At 57.9% G+C, this 19,657-nt stretch carries 18 protein-coding genes and 1 tRNA gene; 14 read left to right on the top strand and 5 right to left on the bottom strand.

The genetic code is table 11. The annotated features are described in order from the left end of the window. Positions 1 to 96: 96 nt before the first annotated feature. Entirely contained in the window at positions 97 to 279 is a 183-nt protein-coding gene (locus tag GRI91_RS03155) for a Flp family type IVb pilin (protein WP_160735142.1), read from the bottom strand. A gap of 101 nt (positions 280 to 380) precedes the next feature. After that, positions 381 to 542 (bottom strand): Flp family type IVb pilin, encoded by a 162-nt coding sequence (locus GRI91_RS03150; RefSeq protein ID WP_237437607.1) that lies wholly within the window; start codon positions 540 to 542, stop codon positions 381 to 383. A gap of 93 nt (positions 543 to 635) precedes the next feature. Between GRI91_RS03150 and GRI91_RS03145 the strand changes: the two genes are divergently transcribed. Further along, a complete protein-coding gene (locus GRI91_RS03145) occupies positions 636 to 1,046 on the top strand; it encodes an NUDIX domain-containing protein (RefSeq protein WP_160735140.1) in 411 nt (136 codons plus the stop codon). A 45-nt stretch (positions 1,047 to 1,091) separates the two neighbouring features. Further along, positions 1,092 to 1,168 (top strand) — tRNA-Arg (locus tag GRI91_RS03140). A gap of 72 nt (positions 1,169 to 1,240) precedes the next feature. Here GRI91_RS03140 and GRI91_RS03135 read toward each other — a convergent pair. Beyond that, positions 1,241 to 1,561 carry a hypothetical protein gene (locus GRI91_RS03135; protein WP_160735139.1) on the bottom strand — a complete coding sequence of 107 codons (321 nt, stop codon included), beginning with the start codon at positions 1,559 to 1,561 and terminating at the stop codon, positions 1,241 to 1,243. Then, positions 1,558 to 2,622 carry a Glu/Leu/Phe/Val dehydrogenase dimerization domain-containing protein gene (locus tag GRI91_RS03130; RefSeq protein ID WP_160735138.1) on the bottom strand — a complete coding sequence of 355 codons (1,065 nt, stop codon included), beginning with the start codon at positions 2,620 to 2,622 and terminating at the stop codon, positions 1,558 to 1,560. The genes GRI91_RS03135 and GRI91_RS03130 overlap by 4 nt, the downstream gene beginning before the upstream one ends. Positions 2,623 to 2,740: 118 nt before the next feature. On the opposite strand from GRI91_RS03130, the gene GRI91_RS03125 reads away from it, so the two are divergent. The 4 genes from GRI91_RS03125 to folE all read left to right on the top strand — a co-directional run bounded on the left by GRI91_RS03125 (position 2,741) and on the right by folE (position 5,950). Further along, positions 2,741 to 3,208, top strand: a complete 468-nt coding sequence (locus GRI91_RS03125; RefSeq protein ID WP_160735361.1) for an Lrp/AsnC ligand binding domain-containing protein — start codon at positions 2,741 to 2,743, stop codon at positions 3,206 to 3,208. Positions 3,209 to 3,298: 90 nt separating this feature from the next. Then, on the top strand, positions 3,299 to 3,790 hold the full coding sequence (locus GRI91_RS03120; RefSeq protein ID WP_160735137.1) for a hemerythrin domain-containing protein: 492 nt from the start codon (positions 3,299 to 3,301) through the stop codon (positions 3,788 to 3,790). Positions 3,791 to 3,809: 19 nt separating this feature from the next. Further along, a complete protein-coding gene (locus GRI91_RS03115; RefSeq protein WP_237437606.1) occupies positions 3,810 to 5,345 on the top strand; it encodes a phospholipase D-like domain-containing protein in 1,536 nt (511 codons plus the stop codon). Further along, a complete protein-coding gene (gene folE, locus GRI91_RS03110; RefSeq protein WP_160735135.1) occupies positions 5,342 to 5,950 on the top strand; it encodes a GTP cyclohydrolase I FolE in 609 nt (202 codons plus the stop codon). Before GRI91_RS03115 ends, folE begins: the two co-directional genes overlap by 4 nt. Before the next feature lie 99 nt (positions 5,951 to 6,049). On the opposite strand, the gene GRI91_RS03105 is transcribed toward folE, so the two are convergent. After that, positions 6,050 to 6,529, bottom strand: coding sequence for a peroxiredoxin (locus tag GRI91_RS03105; RefSeq protein ID WP_160735134.1), 480 nt, complete (start codon positions 6,527 to 6,529; stop codon positions 6,050 to 6,052). A gap of 226 nt (positions 6,530 to 6,755) precedes the next feature. On the opposite strand from GRI91_RS03105, the gene ahcY reads away from it, so the two are divergent. The 8 genes from ahcY (at position 6,756) to trxA (ending at position 19,649) form a co-directional block, all read left to right on the top strand. After that, complete coding sequence (gene ahcY / locus GRI91_RS03100; RefSeq protein WP_160735133.1) at positions 6,756 to 8,174, top strand: adenosylhomocysteinase; 1,419 nt, start codon at positions 6,756 to 6,758, stop codon at positions 8,172 to 8,174. Positions 8,175 to 8,286: 112 nt separating this feature from the next. After that, on the top strand, positions 8,287 to 10,638 hold the full coding sequence (locus GRI91_RS03095; RefSeq protein ID WP_160735132.1) for a PAS domain-containing sensor histidine kinase: 2,352 nt from the start codon (positions 8,287 to 8,289) through the stop codon (positions 10,636 to 10,638). Further along, positions 10,635 to 11,078: a tRNA (adenosine(37)-N6)-threonylcarbamoyltransferase complex ATPase subunit type 1 TsaE gene (gene tsaE, locus GRI91_RS03090; RefSeq protein WP_160735131.1), complete on the top strand. Its 444-nt coding sequence runs from the start codon at positions 10,635 to 10,637 to the stop codon at positions 11,076 to 11,078. The genes GRI91_RS03095 and tsaE overlap by 4 nt, the downstream gene beginning before the upstream one ends. After that, positions 11,075 to 12,067: an aminoglycoside phosphotransferase family protein gene (locus GRI91_RS03085; RefSeq protein ID WP_160735130.1), complete on the top strand. Its 993-nt coding sequence runs from the start codon at positions 11,075 to 11,077 to the stop codon at positions 12,065 to 12,067. Before tsaE ends, GRI91_RS03085 begins: the two co-directional genes overlap by 4 nt. Then, positions 12,064 to 12,786 carry a nucleotidyltransferase family protein gene (locus GRI91_RS03080; protein ID WP_337190306.1) on the top strand — a complete coding sequence of 241 codons (723 nt, stop codon included), beginning with the start codon at positions 12,064 to 12,066 and terminating at the stop codon, positions 12,784 to 12,786. The genes GRI91_RS03085 and GRI91_RS03080 overlap by 4 nt, the downstream gene beginning before the upstream one ends. Next, positions 12,779 to 15,790, top strand: coding sequence for a double-strand break repair protein AddB (gene addB / locus GRI91_RS03075; RefSeq protein ID WP_160735129.1), 3,012 nt, complete (start codon positions 12,779 to 12,781; stop codon positions 15,788 to 15,790). Before GRI91_RS03080 ends, addB begins: the two co-directional genes overlap by 8 nt. Continuing rightward, positions 15,787 to 19,269, top strand: coding sequence for a double-strand break repair helicase AddA (gene addA, locus GRI91_RS03070; protein ID WP_160735128.1), 3,483 nt, complete (start codon positions 15,787 to 15,789; stop codon positions 19,267 to 19,269). Before addB ends, addA begins: the two co-directional genes overlap by 4 nt. A 59-nt stretch (positions 19,270 to 19,328) precedes the next feature. Beyond that, positions 19,329 to 19,649: a thioredoxin gene (gene trxA / locus GRI91_RS03065; RefSeq protein ID WP_160735127.1), complete on the top strand. Its 321-nt coding sequence runs from the start codon at positions 19,329 to 19,331 to the stop codon at positions 19,647 to 19,649. Positions 19,650 to 19,657 lie beyond the last annotated feature (8 nt).

The following is a 19,657-nucleotide window of genomic DNA, read 5'->3' as shown; positions in this document are numbered from 1 at the left end:
GGCACCGCAGGCGCGCTGTGCAGGTAAGTATACTTCAGGCACAAAAAGGGCCGACAGAGGAAACTCTGCCGGCCCTTTTGCTATGTATTGATTGTATTATCCGTTTGCGTCGTTTGCCGACTTGAGGTCGGAGCCAACGTTCTCGAATGTCGTGTTAAGTTCGCCGCCGAGGCTGTTCAGTGCGGTGATAGCTGCCACTGCGATCAGGGCTGCGATGAGGCCATATTCAATGGCCGTTGCGCCGGCTTCGTCGCGGACGAGCTGTTTGAAAAATTTCATTTTGGTCTCCTGGTCAAATCTTGGTTACCCGGCTTGACCCCTTCGAACTGGCCAAGCCCAACCTTATTAGGCGCTGAAGGGTTTACAAATTGCTAAAGGCTTCAAATGGCGCTTTGAACTTGGGTTTCGACAAAGGTCCACAGGCTCGTCAACTGATCGGCCATCCCGCCCAATGCCGCGAGTATGACCATCGCGATCAACGCGAGAATGAGGCCGTATTCCACTGCGGTGGCCCCTGCTTCATTATCTTTTATTTGGCTCATAGCCTTCCACAGAAACATATTTCGGCGCACCTTATTTTTCTAGCATGTGGGTTTTGGCAAAAACCGCTTAGGAAAAGGTGAAAATTGAGTCGCGTGAAAGAATCCATAGCATTTATGCCCGTGGCGGCAGCGTGTTTGCGCGACCGGGAAGGGCGCTTTCTATTGCAGCAAATGTTGCCGCATAAGCGCCACGCAGGCTTGTGGGAGTTCCCCGGCGGCAAGATTGAGGCGCAGGAGTTACCTGAGGCTGCACTGGCGCGGGAGATTCACGAGGAACTGGGGATTATGCTGGACCCGCAAGGATTGTCTCCGGCGGGCTTTGCGCGCGAAGGTGATGGTGTGTCAGCCCCGGCGATTCTGCTGCTCTTGTTCGATGTCGCGCATTGGCAGGGAAGCCCACAGGGCTGCGAGGGGCAGAATTGGGCCTGGTTTGACGAGAAAGAAATCGAGACATTGCCCATGCCGCCAATGGATCGTCATATTTGGGAAAAATATAAGAAATAGGGATTGCCAAACGGCGATTCTCCGCCTAGATCGCCTCCCAACGGAGCGCCCTTAGCTCAGCTGGATAGAGCACCAGACTACGAATCTGGGGGCCAGAGGTTCGAATCCTTTAGGGCGCACCATTCTCTTCCGAGAGAAACATTAAAGGCGGAATGTCTTCTGGACATTCCGCCTTTTGTTTGTTCGGCATCCACTCAGTTGGCGACGAGCATGGCGCGATCCACCAGCATGAGTGCGCGCAGTTTCCCCATCAGCGGATTCAGGACCTCTGGATCGCGTTCATCGATCTCGATATCCACCAGCAGGCAGCTGTCGCACTTCCGTGCCGATAGCTGGGTGGGCACGATCCCGCGCTGTGCAAGAAGGCCGAGAATACGGGGAAGTGTTTCGGTTTCCAAAGCCGCGCGCAGAGCGATCACGGATTTTGCAGCCTCTACGGCATCTTCTTTATGCGTTGAATAGCTCGCGGGCACGGGGGCTGGCGAAGTCGTTTCATATTTCAGCTGTGATTTCATGCTGCTGCTTTCTTCTCTGACTGCACGGGCAATTTAGTGTGCTGCTGTGGGTATTCTGCATGGACGGGAGGATGGATCATCGCCGCTGCGAGAGATGAGGGCGTCTCTTTCATGCTGACGGCCTGATCGAGCAGGGCCTGCAACGCGGGCGCAATTCTCAGCACCCGTCGTTCTATGTCCATCTCAGACCAGCCTAGATAGTGCCCGGCAGAGCGGATCGCGCCGCCGGCATTCACCACATAATCGGGGCAGTAGAGGATGTTTCGTTCCGCGAGGTCCTCTGCCAGTTCGGGAGCGGCAAGTTGATTCTCCGCAGCGCCGCAGATGATCCTCGCGCGGATCTCGTGCATATTTTGGGTGGTGATCGCATCACCTTGCCCGCAAGGCGCGAAAATATCCGCGCGCATCTGATGAATCCTGCGGCAATTCACCAGCTCGGCGTTGAAGCGAACAGCGGCTTTGGCCGCTTTCACCGAATCGCGCTCTGAGATAATCAGCCGGGCACCAGACTGGTTCAGCAATGCGCATAGCGCAAAGCCCACGGCGCCTACGCCCTGAACCGCGATCGTAGTTTGGGAGAGCGACTTTCCCAGTCGGTGCCTGGCGGCCACCTCCATAGCCCGCATTATACCCAGCGCAGTATAATAGGCCGGGGAATGCTGCCCTTGCGTGGAAGGCGCGGTAACGTGCATTGTTTCTCTGGCGGCCTGCGCAAGGTCGTCATCCTTCGTCCCGAAATTTTCTGACAGGATGAAGGCGCCATGCAGTTCAGCCGTCGCGCGGCCCACCGCGCGAAACACATCGCTGCGTTCTGACCAATCGTCTGCATTGGATACAACTGCCGCTGCGCCGCTGAATGGCAGGCCCGCAAATGCGTAAGTCGCAGATGTGCTGCGCGCGAGGTTGCGGGCCGTTTCCGCGCTTGCATCCTTGTGCAAAAAACACCCGCCCATCGCAGGCCGAGGATTGGCCGCATGAAAGGCGACAATTCCAGTCAGACTGGGCTCGAGAACATCCAACGATTTTTCGGTCCCGGGCTGGTCGGCAGATTGCATCAACATCGATTGTCTCCTTGCCAGAGATATTTAGCGATCTGCCTCAGAAGCTTCTTGCCTAATGTGGGCGAGTTTGCCACCGGTTGAGGTTGAATGTTCCTAATATTTTTAGTTTTGAGGTGTGATCGTTCTTGATCTGGATAAATATGAGAAGGCTATCCTCAATCTTCTGCAGCAGGATGCGTCTCTTTCCGTTGCCGCGATTGCTGAAAAGATCGGCTTTTCTCCGTCTCCCTGCTGGCGGAGAATTGATCGGCTTGAAAGGGAAGGGGCCATTCGCAAGCGCGTGGCAATCGTCGACCGCAAGAAGGTCGGGCTCAACGCACATGTATTTGCGCAGGTGAAACTCAACGCTCATGGAAGAGCGAATCTCGAGGAGTTCAGTGCCGCGATCCAAGGCTTTCCTGAAGTGCTGGAATGCTACGTGTTGATGGGATCAGTCGATTTCCTGCTCCGCATCGTGGCCAAGGATATCGAAGCCTATGAGCGCTTCTTCTTCAATCAGCTTTCCAGTCTGCCGGGTATTCAGGAGATCAACTCGACGGTCGCCTTATCTGAAATCAAGCTCGAGAGTGCGCTGCCCATCGAATAGCTCGATGGAATGACATGGCGGAATTGCATCGTCCGGAACCCGTCTTGTTGTCGCTGGTTTTATAAACAAAACCAACAGCAAGGATATTATATGGCCCGGGAACACGACATTTTTAAGCGGCTGAAGCAGGACCATGATCGCCAGCGTGATTTGCTCGAAAAAATCGAGCAGACCCATGGCGAAAGTGAAGACCGGGCAAGATTGTTCGAATCTTTCACGGTCGACGCCAAGAGTCATGCTGCCGCTGAAGAGCAGGCGCTTTACTCCACCATGATGCGCAAGCCGGAAACGACCGGTGAAACACGCCATTCGGTCGCAGAGCATCACGAAATCGAAGAAGCGCTCAACGATATCGCAGCCACCGATATGTCATCCAGCGCATGGCTGACGAAATTCAAGCAGCTCAAGCATGATTATCTTCATCATATTGATGAGGAAGAAGACGAGCATTTCCCTGATTTCTCGAAATATCTTAACGATGCAGATATCGACCATATGGAAATGGTTTTCGATCGAAGGAAGGACGCCGAATGCGAGGATGCCGAGGTCACGCCCGAGAAGAAAGACGAGGCCAAGGAATAAGACTTCGCGAGTTGGTATTTTGAGCGAAAAAACAGATACTGCGCCCGGCTTTGACGACTCATCTGTCGAGCCGGGTGTTTGGCGTTTCGAGCACGCCAGTCGCGCCAGTGTCATCATCGATGCGGAAGATTATTTCTCTTTGATGCAGAAGGCGATGCTCAAAACCCATCGCCGTATTTTGCTGATTGGTTGGGATTTCGACACCCGAATTCATCTGGCCCATGGCAGGCGCTGGTGGAAAAAGGGTATTGAAAGCAAATATCCGCAGCGACTGGGTAGCTTTATATTGTGGCTGGCACGGCATCGCCCCAATCTGGAAATCCGAATTCTGAAATGGAGCTATGGCGTGGCGAAATTTGCCAGCCGTGGCTCGATGATCATCGATCTGGCGCGCTGGTTTCCCCATCGCCGCATCGATTTCAAATTTGATACCAATCACCCCGTTGCCTGCAGCCACCATCAGAAGATCGTGGTGCTGGATAATCATGTCGCCGTGTGCGGCGGGATTGATATGACCACGCACCGCTGGGACACGCGCGAACATGCTGTGGATGATCCCCGGCGCAAACGCCCGCGAGGGCAGCAATACGGCCCTTGGCATGATGCCACGATGATGCTGGAAGGTGATGCGGCAAGCGCATTGGGCGATCTGGGACGGGATCGTTGGGTCAGGGCAGGGGGTAAATATCTCGAGCCGGTAACACCGCCTCAGTCCAGTGCCTGGCCGGAAAAGCTGGTCGCACAATTCGAGAATGTAGAAATCGGTATTGCCCGCACGCGCGCGGCCTATCGCGACAAGCCGGAAATTCGCGAGATTGAAACGCTCTTTCTCAAGCACATTCGCTGTGCTGAGCGCTTCATCTATGCCGAAAGTCAGTATTTTGCCTCACGCAAAATTGCTGAAGCCATTGCGGAGCGGATGCAGGAAGATGATCCACCGGAGATCGTTGTCGTTCATGCACGGAATGCAGATGGCTGGCTGGAGCAGCAGGCCATGGATCTGGCGCGCATGCGCCTGCTTAAACTGCTGGATGACATCGACATCAAGGGGCGGTTCCATCTCTATGCGCCCTTTAATGACGATACCGCGATCTATTGCCATGCGAAGATCATGGTCGTCGATGATGAGATTTTGCGCATCGGTTCGGCCAATTTCAACAATCGCTCGATGGCTCTCGATAGCGAATGCGATGTGTTCATCGATTCCCGCCGACCCGCCAATCACCATTGTGGGGATGCCATTCGCGGCTTGCGCCTTTCCTTATTGGCAGAACATTGCGGTCTTTCGGAAGACGATATTTCGGGTGAGTTGGACAGTTACGGGTCTATGGCCGCCCTCATCGCCTCACGGCCACAATCTGGGCGCCATTTGAAAGAGTTGCATGCGAAAGAGCTGACCGGGTTTGAAAAGATGCTCGCCGATAATGAGGTTCTCGACCCCGAATCCCCCGCCGAATTGTTCGAGCCTCTCGCGGAGAACCATGGCCTTTTTCGCAAAGGATCTCTATTGCACCGCGCACGCGCAAAACTGAGAAGAAAGCGAAAGAAATTATGAGCAGCCCGGTTTGCCATGACGATGATGATCAGAACGGCAAAATTGCGGTGCCGGAAGATGTTCAGGAAGCTATCCGTACCCTTATTCGCTGGGCTGGCGACGATCCTACTAGAGAGGGGCTGCTCGACACACCAAGCCGCGTTGCCCGGGCATGGAAAGAATATTGCGTAGGCTATGAAGAAGATCCGGCGATCCATATGTCGCGGGTTTTCGAGGAAGTCGGCGGATATGACGAGATCGTTCTGCTGAAGGACATTCCCTTTCAGTCGCATTGCGAACATCACATGGCGCCGATCATCGGCAAGGCAGCCATCGCCTATCTGCCGACCAATCATGTTGTCGGCATATCCAAGCTGGCGCGCGTATTGCACGGCTATGCGCGCAGATTGCAGATTCAGGAACGCCTCACCGCAGAGGTTGCTCAATGTATCTGGGACACTCTCAACCCTAAGGGCGTAGCGGTGGTGATCGAGGCCAGTCATGCCTGCATGACCGCGCGCGGTGTTCGCACACCCAATGTTGGCATGATTACGAGCCGGGTCATGGGCACATTCCGCAGAGATGACCGTAGCCGGAAGGAAGTTCTCGGCCTGATGGGATACTGATCAGCGGCCATATGGCTTTGCTGAATGAAAAATGCCGGTTCTGCGCTGTTGCAGAACCGGCATTTTTATTGACTAGCTGATGAAATCAGCGGTTTCGGCTTAAAGCTGCGAAAGCAGGTGGTCGGCGCTGCTGACCTTGAAATCGCCGGCTTCTTCGACGTTCAGCTCGCTGACCTTACCGTCATCGACAATCATGGAAAAACGCTGGCCGCGTGTGCCGAGACCAAAGCCCGAACCATCCATGGTCAGGCCAAGCGCCTTGACGAAATCGGCATTACCGTCTGCCAGCATCGTAATGTCCTGCGAACCGGCATCCTTGTTCCATGCTTCCATCACGAATGCGTCATTGACCGCCGTACAAGCGATTTCATCGACGCCTTTGGCTTTGATTTCGGACGACTTGTCGACGAAGCCCGGCAGATGCTTGGCTGAGCATGTGGGCGTATAAGCACCCGGGACCGAGAAAAGCGCGACCTTCTTGCCGGCGAAATAGTCAGCAGACTGAACTTTTTCGGGGCCTTCGGCGGTTGATTTTACGAGTGTTACGTCAGGAATTTTGTCGCCAACTGCAATGGTCATGGTCTTGGATATCCCTTTTCTAAGCGGGTGAAAGCATAGAGATAGGGATAGGTGACAGGCAGACAAGCACTGATGATTTGCGAAACAGTTTTATCGGGCGGGAGCAGAGTACTTTGCTTTACGCCGCATGTCTGATCTCTATAAGGCTCCGCAAGCTTGAGAGATGCAGCGATCCCGCTGGCATCATAATCGTTATTATCTTTGTCACACCTGAGGAGATTGCCCAGTGTCAGACGTAGCCGCTGAAAAAGACTATATCATCAAAGATATAAGCCTTGCCAAATATGGCCGGGATGAGATTGCAATTGCTGAAACCGAAATGCCGGGCCTGATGGCTTTGCGTGATGAATATGGCGCTGATAAGCCGCTCAAGGGCGCGCGCATCACCGGCTCTCTGCACATGACGATTCAGACCGCGGTTCTTATTGAAACGCTGATTGAGCTCGGCGCGGAAGTGCGCTGGGCTACCTGCAATATCTTCTCGACCCAGGATCATGCCGCTGCGGCGATCGCGGATCAGGGCATCCCTGTTTTCGCGGTGAAAGGCGAAAGCCTTGCCGATTATTGGGATTATGTCGCGCGTATCTTCGACTGGGCGACCGATGACGATGCGGATCTGACTTCGAATATCATTCTCGATGATGGCGGCGATGCCACGGCCTTTGCCCTGTGGGGCGCACGTATCGAAGCAGGCGAGGACATGCCCGCACCGGGGAATGCCGAAGAAATTGAAATGCAGCGTTCGCTGAAGGATTTCCTGAAGCGCCGCCCCGGCTATCTGACCAAGACGGTGAAGAACCTCTATGGTGTTTCGGAAGAAACCACCACCGGCGTGCATCGCCTCTATCACCTGTCCAAGCAGGGCAAGCTGCCGTTCCCGGCGATCAATGTGAATGATTCCGTGACGAAGTCGAAATTCGACAACCTCTATGGCTGTAAGGAATCGCTGGTCGATGCCATTCGCCGTGCGACCGACGTCATGCTTGCTGGTAAGGTCGCATGCGTTGCCGGCTTTGGTGACGTGGGCAAAGGCTCTGCAGATTCGCTGCGCAATGGCGGCGCGCGTGTGATGGTGACGGAAATCGATCCGATTTGCGCATTACAGGCCGTCATGGAAGGCTATGAAGTCGTCACCATGGATGAAGCCGTGAAGCGGGCCGACATCTTCGTAACGGCAACCGGCAATGAAGATGTGATTACGGCCGAGCACATGAAGGCGATGAAACCGATGAGCATCGTCTGCAATATCGGTCACTTCGATTCCGAAATTCAGATCGGCGCACTCGACAATTACGACTGGAACGAGATCAAGCCCGGCACGGATCTCGTCACATTCGATGATGGTAACCAGATTCTGGTCCTGGCGCAGGGCCGGCTGGTCAATCTCGGCTGTGCAACCGGCCACCCCAGCTTCGTGATGAGCTGTTCCTTCACCAATCAGGTGTTGGCGCAGATCGAACTGTACAAGAATGGCGATAATTACGAAAACGACGTTTACGTATTGCCCAAGCATCTGGATGAAAAGGTGGCGGCACTCCATCTCGACAAGCTTGGTGCGACGCTGACGCAGCTGAGCAAGCAGCAGGCCGATTATATCGGCGTGCCGCAGAACGGGCCGTTCAAGCCCGAACATTACCGTTACTGATCGCATTATGGCCCCCATCCGGCACACGGATGGGGGCTTTCTTTTGCAAAAGGCAGGGCAAAGGCCTTATTCCACCATTGCCAGTTTCGCTTTAGCGGCATAGCTCGTCGCTATGGAATTTTCTCCTGTATCTCTTGCTCTGATGGGCCTCGTGCTGGCGGCCTGGACCGTGGGAGCGGCATGGCTGGTGCTTTCTGCGCGTGCACAGGCGCGCAAGGCGCGGATGGCGAGACGCAGCGCGGAGCGGCTATCCGGCATAATCGATCAAAGTCCGGCAATTCCCATGATGGTTCATGCCGATGGCCGGGTCGAAGCGCCCGCGCGGCTCGCGGGATGGCTGGGGCTGTCGCGAAATCCAAGATTTCTCAGTGAATTAACCGAAGCGAATGACAATTCCGGCCTGTCGGAAGAGGATCTTGCACGGATCGAGGAAGCGATCCTGCTTGTTCGCAAGTCCGCCACCTCATTTCAGATGGTTATTACGCCTGCCAACTCCTCCCGTTCGCTGGGCGTGCAAGGGGAGCTGGCCGACCCTGCTGTGTCGACCGCAGGATCAGCGATTCTGTGGTGGTACGATTTTACCGACAGTCATCAGGAGCTGGAGCGGCTTAGTCAGGAAGTTGACCGTAGCCGCCGCGATTTTGCGGCGTTGGTAGGACTGATTGAAGCTGCGCCGATACCCATGTGGTTCCGCGGGCGGGACATGAAACTGCACCTGGTCAATCGTGCCTATGCTGAAGCGGTTGGCGCATTAAGCCCTGACAGCGCCGTGGCTCATCAGATGGAACTGATCGAGCCGGTTGATGGCGTGACCGCAGCCGATATTGCACGGCGGGCAGATGCGGATGACCGAATCATCGCGCGTACGGTGGGGGCAACATTCGCCAATCAGCGGCGCATGGTGCGGGTCAGCGATTTGCCACTGGGCGATGAAGGTGTGGCTGGCTACGCCGTCGATATCGAAGATATTGAAGAGCAGGCCCGCAAATTGCGCGCATATCGTGAGGCGCAGCGCTCCATGATAGATGAACTGTCTATTGGCGTGGCGCAATTCGATACGGATAAACGGTTCGACTTTGCGAATGGCCCGTTCCGCCGGATTTTTTCGCTCAATGCGCAGGCTTCAGAAAGCGACCCGCTTGATTTCGACCGGTTTCTGGACACTGCACGCGATGCCGGTTGTCTGCCTGAAGTGCGCGATTTCCCGAATTGGCGCAAAGAAGCACGTAGCTGGTTTACCAGCGATAGCAGCGTCAAGGATTCCTGGAGCCTATCTGACGGCAGGCATCTGATTATCACCGCACATCCGATGCCCGATGGCGGGCTGGTCCTCATCGCAGAAGATCAGAGTGAGGAGCTCGCGCTGTCCGCGATCCGCGATACCTTGCTGCGCACCCGCACCGCGACCTTTGACAGTCTGTTTGAATCGCTGGCGGTGTTTGCCCCTGACGGCCGACTGCAATTGTGGAATCGCCGTTTCGGAAGCACCTGGGATATTCCGGAGGATTACCTCGACGAGCATCCGCGACTGGATGAGATGATCAAACTGATCGAAGCGCAGCTCGACCCGCCCGAACAGGTGCGAGAACTCGAGGATGCGGTAAGGGTGGCGACGCTTGACCGTTTGCAGCGAAACGGCGAAATCACGTTGAACTCAGGCCGCATTTTCGAATTCGCAGGTGTGCCTCTGCCAGACGGTAATGGGCTGCTCACATTGCTGGACGTAACGGATTCCCGCCATTCGGAAGATGCGCTGCGCGAAAGAACCACCGCTTTGGAAGAAGCCGATGCGGTCAAGACGCGCTTCCTTGCGAATATGTCCTATGAATTCCGTACACCGCTCACCTCGATTGGTGGATTTGCCGAATTGTTGCAGAACGGGGTGGCTGGCGAATTGCCCGAGCAGGCAAGCGAATATGTCGCCGCAATTATCGAGTCGGTTGATCGCCTGTCCAGCCAGATCGAAACCGTGCTGGATATGAGCCAGAGCGAAGCCGGTTTGCTGCCTATCACGGCCGAAGAGGTCGAGGTGCTTCCCTTTGTCACCGCCATTGTCCGAGACCGCGAAGCGGATCTGGAGGCACGCGAGCTGACGCTGGATTTGCGCGGTGACAGCAGCGCCGGAATCATCGAAGCGGATGAAAAACGTCTTGCCCGTGCGATTGGCAATATCGTCGATAACGCGATTGCCGCGTCGCCCAGAGGCGGGCGGATATTGGTGACACTGAAACGCAAGTCTGGAAAGCTGGAAATCGCGATTGCCGATAGCGGTGTGGGCATGAGCGGGGGGGAGCTGGCCCGTGCTCTGGACGGATATCTGCTGAATACCGAAAATGCGGATGACAGCCGGCGGCGCAGTCTCGGCCTGCCACTTGCCCGGCATTTGATCGCTGCCCATGGCGGCAGGCTGGAACTGACCTCGGAAAAAGGCGTCGGCACCAAGGCGACGATTACATTGCCATGATAGTAAATCTGCCCGATCTTGCGGCGATGGACGCTTTTGGTGCGCGTATTGCGCGGCAGATGATAGCTGGGGACGTCATCGCGCTCAGCGGGGATCTTGGCGCCGGGAAGACGACTTTGGCGCGCGCAATTCTTGTCGGCCTCGGTTTTCAGGGCGAAGTACCGTCGCCCACATTCACGATCGTGGAGACATATGACCCTCCGGCCGTGCGTTTGCCGGTGGTTCACGCGGATTTTTACCGTCTGGAGGATCCGGGTGAAGCGGAGGAAATCGGGCTGGACGATTACCGCCATGGCGCGGCGATGATTGCCGAGTGGCCGGATCATGCCGGAGGCTTCGCCCATGAGGATGCCTGTTTGTCGATCCATATCGAAATTGCGGATGAAGCGCGCAAAGCCGTTGTCGAACCGGGTGCTGATTGGCTAACCCGCTTGCCATGACAATGAATCTGCCAGACGGTACCAAAGCATTTCTGGAACAAGCGGGTTGGGGAGCGGCGAAAGTTGACCCTTTGCCCGGCGATGCCAGTTTTCGCCGCTATTTCCGGGTGAGCATGAGCGGCAAAAATGCCATGCTGATGCACGCACCGGCGCCGCATGAAGACCCGCAGCCATTCTTGAAGGCGGCCAAGTGGCTGGCGGGCGAGGGGCATCGCTCACCCGGTATATTGGCGGAGGATATTGCGCAGGGCTTCGTGCTGCAGGAAGATTTCGGCAATTATCGCATGCGCGATTGGCTGGATGATAACCCGCATGCCGAAGAACGCGCTTACCGCGAAGCTCTCAACGCGCTGCTGAAACTGCGCCAATCGCCAGCGGGGCCTTTCGCCCCGTACGACATCGACACCTATCTGCGCGAAGTCATGCTGTTTCCCGAATGGTATTGCGCTTCCATCGGGCAGAAGGTGGACGAGGCCGGATTTGTTGCTGCATGGAAAGCGGCGCTGGCATCGCTGAGTGATGGACATCATCCGGTCACAGTCCTGCGCGATTATCACGCTGAAAACATCATGCTGCTTAACCCGCAGGAGGATGGCGGCACAGAGCAGGGGTTGATCGATTTTCAGGATGCGCTGGTTGGCAACCCTGCCTATGATCTGGTTTCCTTGTTGCAGGATGCCCGGCGCGATGTTTCGCCGGAACTGGAACGGGCGATGATCGACTATTATCTGGCCCGCTCAGGTGACGACAAGAGCGTGTTTGAGGCTGATTACGCCCTGCTTGGTGCGCAGCGAAACACCAAGATCGTCGGTATTTTTGCAAGACTATGCAAACGCGATGGAAAAACGCGCTATCTTGGCATGATCCCGCGTGTGTGGGACGCGCTGGAGCGTGACCTGGCGCATCCTGCTTTGCAGCCAGTGGCTGAGTGGTTCGACCTGAGTATTCCCCGTAAAATCCGCGATAATAGCGGTGGAGATTTGATGTGAGTGAGTTGGCGTCGGATACGGCCATGGTTCTGGCTGCCGGATTGGGTAAGCGGATGCGTCCGCTTACTGCCTCGCAGCCCAAGCCGCTTATCCGGGTGAATGGTAAGCCGCTGATCGATTATTCGCTGGACCGGTTGAGCTCGGCCGGAGTGTCACGCGCAGTGGTGAATGTCCATTATTTGGCTGACGCGCTGGAGGCTCACCTGAAGGAACGTCGCTCGCCTTTAGTGACCATTTCGGATGAACGCAGCCAGTTGCTCGAAACAGGCGGCGGCATGTGCAAGGCTTGGGCCGATGGTCTGCTGCCAGAGACGTTTTTTGCTCTGAACAGCGATAATATCTGGCTGGATGGCCCCTATAACGCATTCCGCGAATTGTCGGAGAGCTGGGATCCGGACAAAATGGATGCGTTGTTGTTGCTGGTACCGCATACCGGCGCGCGCAATTTCACCGGCAAGGGCGACTTCCACATGGATGCGGGCGGCCTTATCGCGCGGCGCCGCTCCGGGCGTATTGCGCCCTTTATCTATACTGGCATTCAACTGGTTTCGCAGCGCCTGCTGCGCGATGCACCAGAGGGCGCCTTTTCGACGAATGTGTTGTGGAGCCGGGCGATAGAGGAAGGCCGCCTTTACGGGCATGTCTTTGCCGGAGACTGGTTCGAAGTGGGCAACCCGCAAGCCATCGCGCCGACCGAAGCCGCGCTGAAACGTGGCTGACGCGCACCACCCGGACGTTTACTCCATCGCCGCACATCGCGGTTTTGCCGATGCGCTGGTGGCCGGTATCGCCTCGCGCTATGCGGCGGATGATGTTGGGCTGGCCAGGCTGACCCTGTTGCTGCCCAGCGCGCGCGCGATCCGCAGCCTGCGCGAAGCCTTCATTCGCCATGCCGGTGAACAGGCGTCTGACCCCGCACAGGCGGCCTTGCTGATGCCGCGCATGGTGGCGATTGGCGATCTGGACCTGGATGAAGCGCTGGGGCCGTTGTTCGACACGCTGGATGCAGGGGAAAGCTTGCCACCGGCGGCCGATCCAACGCACCGATGGCTTCGTTTGGCCGAGCTTATCCGCTTGGAAATGGGCGATCTTGCACCGCGCGGTGCCGGGCTGTTCAGGCTGGCTCTGGAATTCGCCGCGACGATGGACCGCCTGTTGGTGGAAAATATCGCACCCGAAAATCTGCTGTCTGACAATGTGATTGAACTGCTGGGGGAATTGTCCGTCCACTGGCAGGACAATCTGCGCCTGTTTGCCCGCGTTCAGGCACGCTGGCAGGCGGAACTGAACGCACGTGGGGAAGTGGACCGGGCGACGAGGCGCAACGGCCTGTTCGATTATGTGGCACGCGAATGGACCGATCATCCGCCAGTGGTCCCCATCATCGCGGCAGGCGTGACCAGTGCTGCCCCTGCCTTGGCACGGTTGCTGAAAACTATCGCGCAATTGCCGGAGGGTGCGGTGGTGCTGCCCGATCTCGACCTGTCGCTGGACGATGACGTCTGGAATGAACTCGGCCGGGCTGGTGCCGCACCCGAGCCGGGCGATCCGGTGTTCGGTTCCGATGATGCGTGGACCCATCCGCAATATCACCTCAAATTGCTGCTGAACCGCATGGGGATTGCGCGCGATGAAGTGCGCGCGTGGCACCGGGCCGGCATGGCCAAGGGACCGCCGGAACGCAGCCATGCGATTTCCAATCTTTTCCTGCCACCAAAGGCCAGCCGCCGCTGGGTGGAATTGCCACCGGAAAAGCGCCGCCTCGCTGGAGTCCGGTTGATGGAAAGCGCGCATCCAGAGGAGGAAGCGCAGGCGGTCGCATTGTTAATGCGGCAGGCTTTGGAAGTGCCGGAAAAACGGGTCGCGCTCGTCACACCGGACCGCCCTCTGGCAAGGCGGGTGGTGGCGCATTTGCGGCGCTGGAATATCGAAGCGGATGATTCCGCCGGGCAGCCACTGTCGCAAATGGCGGCGGGCAGGCTGTTTCTGCAACTGGCGCAATGTGTGGCGGAGGATTTTGCACCCGTCCCGCTGATTGCCTTGCTGCAGCATCCGCTGTCGGGAGCCGGAACAGGACGGCCCGAATGGCTGGAGCATGCGCGGCTCATGGAGCGCGCCCTGCGCGGGCCGCGCCCGGCAGCAGGGTTGGAGCCGCTGAAAGCCATTGTCAGCCGGTTAAGCCAGCGTCACGCAACGATCCTGCCGTGGTGGGAAGGGGTGGTCGACTGTTTTACGCCTCTGCTTAATCTGGACGCAGAAAACAGCGCGCTTGCCGACTGGCTCGATGCGCTGACGCAAAGCGCGGAGTCTCTGGCCGGCGAAACAATCTGGGCGCGCGAAGATGGCCGGGCGCTGGCCTCTTTCATCGAAGATCTGCGGCTGCATGCACGCAATGTCGGCACACGCCTTCCGATCCGGGATTTGCCAATGTTGCTGCGCGATGCGCTGGAGCAGGTGGCGGTTCGGCCCCCCTATGGTGGTCATCCCAGAATTGCGATTTACGGCTTGCTGGAAAGCCGGATGAGCCGCGCCGAGCTGGTGATATGCGCCGGGTTGAACGAAGGCGTATGGCCGGGAACGCCGTCGCCCGATCCGTTGCTGGCCCCGCCCATCCTTCGGGCGTTGGGCGTGCCGGCTGGTGATTTCCGTATAGGTCTGTCCGCGCATGACCTTGCCGGAGCCCTCGGCGCGCCGGAAGTGGTGCTGAGCCGTTCAAGACGTGATGCAGAAGGGCCAGCCATTCCCTCGCGTTTCCTCCTGCGCGTGCAGGCCTTGCTGGGTGACAGGCTGGCTCGGGATCATGCGGAGCAACAGATTGCCCCAATCCTGAAGGCGCTGGACTACCGGGAGGCAGCGAAACCCTATCCCCGGCCGCAACCCAGGCCCAGTGCAGAGCTGCGTGACGTGGCCATTCGGGTGACCGCACTCGACCGGCTCCGCAGCGACCCCTATCAGTTTTACGCCGATGCCATTTTGGAGCTGAAAAGCCTCGACGGGCTGGATGAGGCACCTTCTGCTGCATGGCAGGGTACGGCGGCGCATTTGATCTTGGAGAACTGGCATCGTCATGGCGGGGATCTGGCCACGATCGCGCGCCAAACGCTGAGCGATCTGAATGCGCATCCGCTGATGCGTGGATTGTGGCTCCCGCGCTTGCTGGCAGCGCTTGATTGGGTTGGTGGTCAGATCGGCGAAGATCGCCGCGAAGGGCGCGAACCGATTTTGTGGGAGGAAAAGGGCTCGCTCAAGGTGGATGGTGTCACCATTCAGGGGCGGGCAGACCGGATCGACAAGCTCGGTGACGGCACCTTGGCCGTGGTCGATTACAAAACGGGCAAGCCACCTTCCTCGCGGATGGTTGAGCAGGGTTTCGCGCTGCAATTGGGGCTCATCGGCTTGATGCTGGAGCGCGGCGGTTTCAAAGGCGCCGAAGGCTCGCCCACCCGTTTCGAATATTGGTCGCTCGGCAAGGACAGCAAACGCGACGATTTCGGCTATATCGACACTCCCGTGCTGGAAGGCCGCAAACGAACCGGCATTCCGGTGGAGGACTTCCTTCCCGAAACCGAAGCCTATCTGAAAGAAGCGATCGCGCGCTGGATCAAGGGTGATGAACCTTTCACCGCACGGCTGAACCCGGATGTGCCGGTCTATGGCGATTATGATCAGTTGATGCGTCTGGAAGAATGGTTTTCCCGCAATGATGAAGGGAAAACAGCATGAGCGGCGCAGTATATCCGCTGGAAGGGGCACAGAAATCCGCGGTCAATCCGCAGGATTCGGTGTGGCTTTCCGCATCCGCCGGGACCGGTAAAACACAGGTTCTATCCGCGCGTGTGCTGCGTCTGTTGTTGCAGGCCGACGTGCAGCCATCGCAGATTTTGTGCCTGACCTTTACCAAAGCCGGCGCTGCCGAAATGGCGGTGCGGATCAATGAAGTTCTGGCCCGCTGGGTGCGGTTGCCCGATGGTGATCTGGCCGCGGAATTGCTGGCAATCGGGGCAGAGGTAACGCCGGAAATACGCGCGCGGGCGCGCAGCTTGTTTGCCAGTGTGCTTGATTGCCCGGGCGGCGGTTTGCGGATCGATACGATCCACGCCTTTGCCCAATGGTTGCTGGCGGCGTTCCCCGAAGAAGCGGGGCTGCTGCCCGGCACGCGCGCGATGGAGGACCGCGAGCGGGACCTGCTGGCGCATGATGTTCTAGTGGCCATGCTGACCGATGCGGAACAGGCGGGCGATTGGGACCTGATCGAACAGCTTGCCATGTTGAGCCGCCGGATGGGGCCGGACGGGGCCCAGAATTGGCTGATGCGCTGCGCCAAAGCACGTGAGATTTGGTTCGGTCCGGGGGCATGGACGCCGCCCTTGCGGCCCCGGCTTGAGCCGGTTCTGGGACTGCCGCGTGAGGCCGATGAAAACTCGCTGGCTGAATTATGCGGTGACGATAAGTTCGATTGCGCCAGCCTGCGGCAATGTCTGGCGGCGCAACATGAATGGGGCACCAAGACTGCCGCTGCCAGCGCCGCGGCGATTGAAAGCTGGCTGGCCGCGTCGGCGCAAGATCGTGTTGTTCTGAGCTCCGATTTGCGCAAAGCTCTCTTTACCCAGAAGGATGAGCCGCGATCGCTCAAATCGTTGCTCAAGCATGATCCTGCTTATGAAGCGGGGGCGCTGCGGGTTCTGGATGGACTGGATGCCATTGCCGAACGTCAGCGATTGCTAGATCTGATTGAATGGCTGGAACCGGCCTTGGCGGTTGGGCGGCAATTTGCGCTGCGCTGGGATGAGGCAAAGGCCCGCGAAGGATTGATCGACTTTGACGACCAGATCAGGCGCGCAGCGGATTTGCTACGAAAGTCGGGTCTTGCCGAGTGGATCCGTTACAAACTTGATCGGCGCTTCGACCATATTCTGATCGATGAGGCGCAGGACACGAATGAAGCGCAATGGGCCATCGTCGATGCGCTGACCGATGATTTTTTCGCCGGTATGGGCGCGCGGGATGGCAAGTTGCGCACCGTATTTGTCGTTGGTGACTACAAACAGGCGATTTTCCGCTTTCAGGGAACCAGCCCGGAGAATTTTGAAGCGGCGCGCCGCCGTTTTCGCGCGCGTATTTCCGAGGCTGCGCACAATGCGGAGGATTTGCGCGACCCCGCGATTTCGATGAGTGAATTGCGCGAGCTGGGGCTGGATCGCAGTTTTCGCACCGCGCAAACCGTGCTCGATTTTGTGGACGAGGCGATTGCCGCAATTGGCGGCGAGCGCTTTGGCCTTTCTGCCAAACCTGAACCGCATGAGGGGCAGGCGCGGCCGGGGCAGGTCGTTTTGTGGCGAGCGATCGGCGGCGCAGATGATCAGGCACCGGACGGCGATGGCGGAGAGGAAAGCTGGCTATCCGGCGCGGACCGGATGCTGGCGGACAAAATCGCCAGGCAGGTTCATGAATGGCTGGATAAAGGCTTCACCCTGGTAAAGGGGCATGAACGCCGCGCCAAAGCTGGCGATGTTATGATTTTGCTGCGCAAGCGCCGCGATCTTGCGGGGTTGATCGTCGCCCGGCTGCATGCGCGCGGCGTGCCGGTTGCCGGGGTCGACCGCTTGCGACTGGGGGCGCCGCTGGCGGTGCGTGATTTAATGGCCGCGATACGGTTTGCGGCGCAGCCACTCGATGATCTGAACCTTGCCAATTTGCTGGTCTCCCCCCTGATCGGCTGGTCGCAGGATGACCTTCTGGCGCATGCACCGCGCCTGAAAAACCGACGTTTATGGGCGCATTTGCGGCAATCCGAAGATGCGATGGTGCGGACCACACTCGAAACGCTGGGCCAATTGCTCGCGCGTGCTGATTATGAATCCCCGCAGGCGATGCTCCACTGGATTCTGACGGGGCCGTGGCAAGGGCGGAAGGCGCTGTTTTCGCGCCTCGGTATGGAGGCACAGGACGCGATTGATGAATTGCTGAACGCGGCACAGGCCTATGCATCAGCTCATGTGCCGAGCCTGCAGGGCTTCATCCAGTGGTTTGATATGGGGGACGGGGAATTAAAGCGGCAGGCCGATTCCGGGGAAGGCCTGGTGCGTGTGATGACCGTTCATGGTTCAAAAGGATTGCAGGCACCGATCGTGATTCTGGCTGATGCAGCAGGCAAACCCGGCGCGGACGGGGGCGATCTGACGCTGCCGGATCAGGAGTTTGAAGGTCTGGAGGAGATTCTTCAGGGGCGCCGTCTGCCCATTCCGCGCTTGCGCAAATCCGCGATGGCGGGGCAGTTGGTCGAGGAGGCCAAAAAGGCTGCCGAGGCTGATATGGCTGAGCATTGGCGGCTGCTTTATGTCGCCATGACGCGCGCGGAAGAGGCGCTGTTTATTGGCGGTTCTCTTGGACTGAGAGAGAATGAGCCTGATCCTGACAGCTGGTATGCAAGGCTTGCCCCATTATTCCCCGAAGATTCTCACGAAAGTGAAATCTGGGGCGAAAGCTGGCACCGGGATGAGGCCCTGCCAATTGTGCCGAAACAGGCGGATGGGGCCGCAGAACAGAGCGCTGATGTGCCATTATGGGCGCGTTCTCCGGTTGGGCCGGAACCGCGCCCGCCGCGTCCGCTTGCTCCCTCTGCATTGGGTGAGGAAGCCGGCGCCGATCCGCCGCTCTTGCCGGAACAAGTGAAGATCGCAGCCCGGCGCGGGGTGCTGCTGCACCGCCTGCTGGAACGGCTGCCCGATATCGCTGCCGACCGGCGGGAACAGGCGGGCCGTACATGGCTGGCGCGCAATGCCGCGGATATAGACGAGACAGAGCGCGGCAATATGCTTGCCTCTGCGCTCACTATACTGGCCGAACCTGGCTGGGCAGAGCTGTTCTCTCCCCAATCGCTGGCCGAGGTGCCCTTCGCGGCGACTGTGGATGGTCAGGTGATCGCAGGGACGGTGGACCGACTCCTGGTGGAGCCGGAGCGTATCCTGGTGGCCGATTTCAAAACATCGCGCCGCCCGCCGCAGCGGGTGGAGGAGATCCCCGAGGCTGCCTTGCGGCAAATGGCCGCTTATGTGGCGGCGCTGGGGATGATTTATCCGGACAGGCGGATCGAGGCGGCGCTGCTTTATACTCAAAAACCGCAGATCTTCGTGCTTCCTGACGCATTGCTGGCGCGTTACAAACCCGGCTTTGCATCTGTGCAGGAAAGCTTTGATCTTTGACCCGTTGTTTCCCCGCGAAGCGGGCTTAGATTGCCCTCAACCAAACAGGAGCAGAGAATATGGCCACCAAGAGTGTCACCGATGCCAGTTTCCAGGCTGATGTCCTCGATTCCGACAAGCCTGTACTTGTCGATTTCTGGGCCGACTGGTGCGGACCGTGCAAGATGATTGCACCCGCATTGGAAGAAATAAGCGATGAATTGTCCGAGCAGGTCACCGTCGCGAAGATGGACATCATGGAAAATACCGATGTCCCCGGACAGATGGGTGTTCAGTCAATTCCGCTGATGATTCTGTTCAAAGACGGCAAGGCCGTCGCCCAGAAACTGGGCGCGGCTCCGAAAAGCCAGCTGAAGCAGTGGCTTGAAAGCGAATTGTGATTCGGAAT

Source organism: Altericroceibacterium endophyticum (assembly GCF_009827595.1).
Lineage (GTDB): Bacteria > Pseudomonadota > Alphaproteobacteria > Sphingomonadales > Sphingomonadaceae > Altericroceibacterium > Altericroceibacterium endophyticum.
Note: the sequence above shows the minus strand (reverse complement) of the source record. Positions and strands in the feature narration are given on the sequence as shown.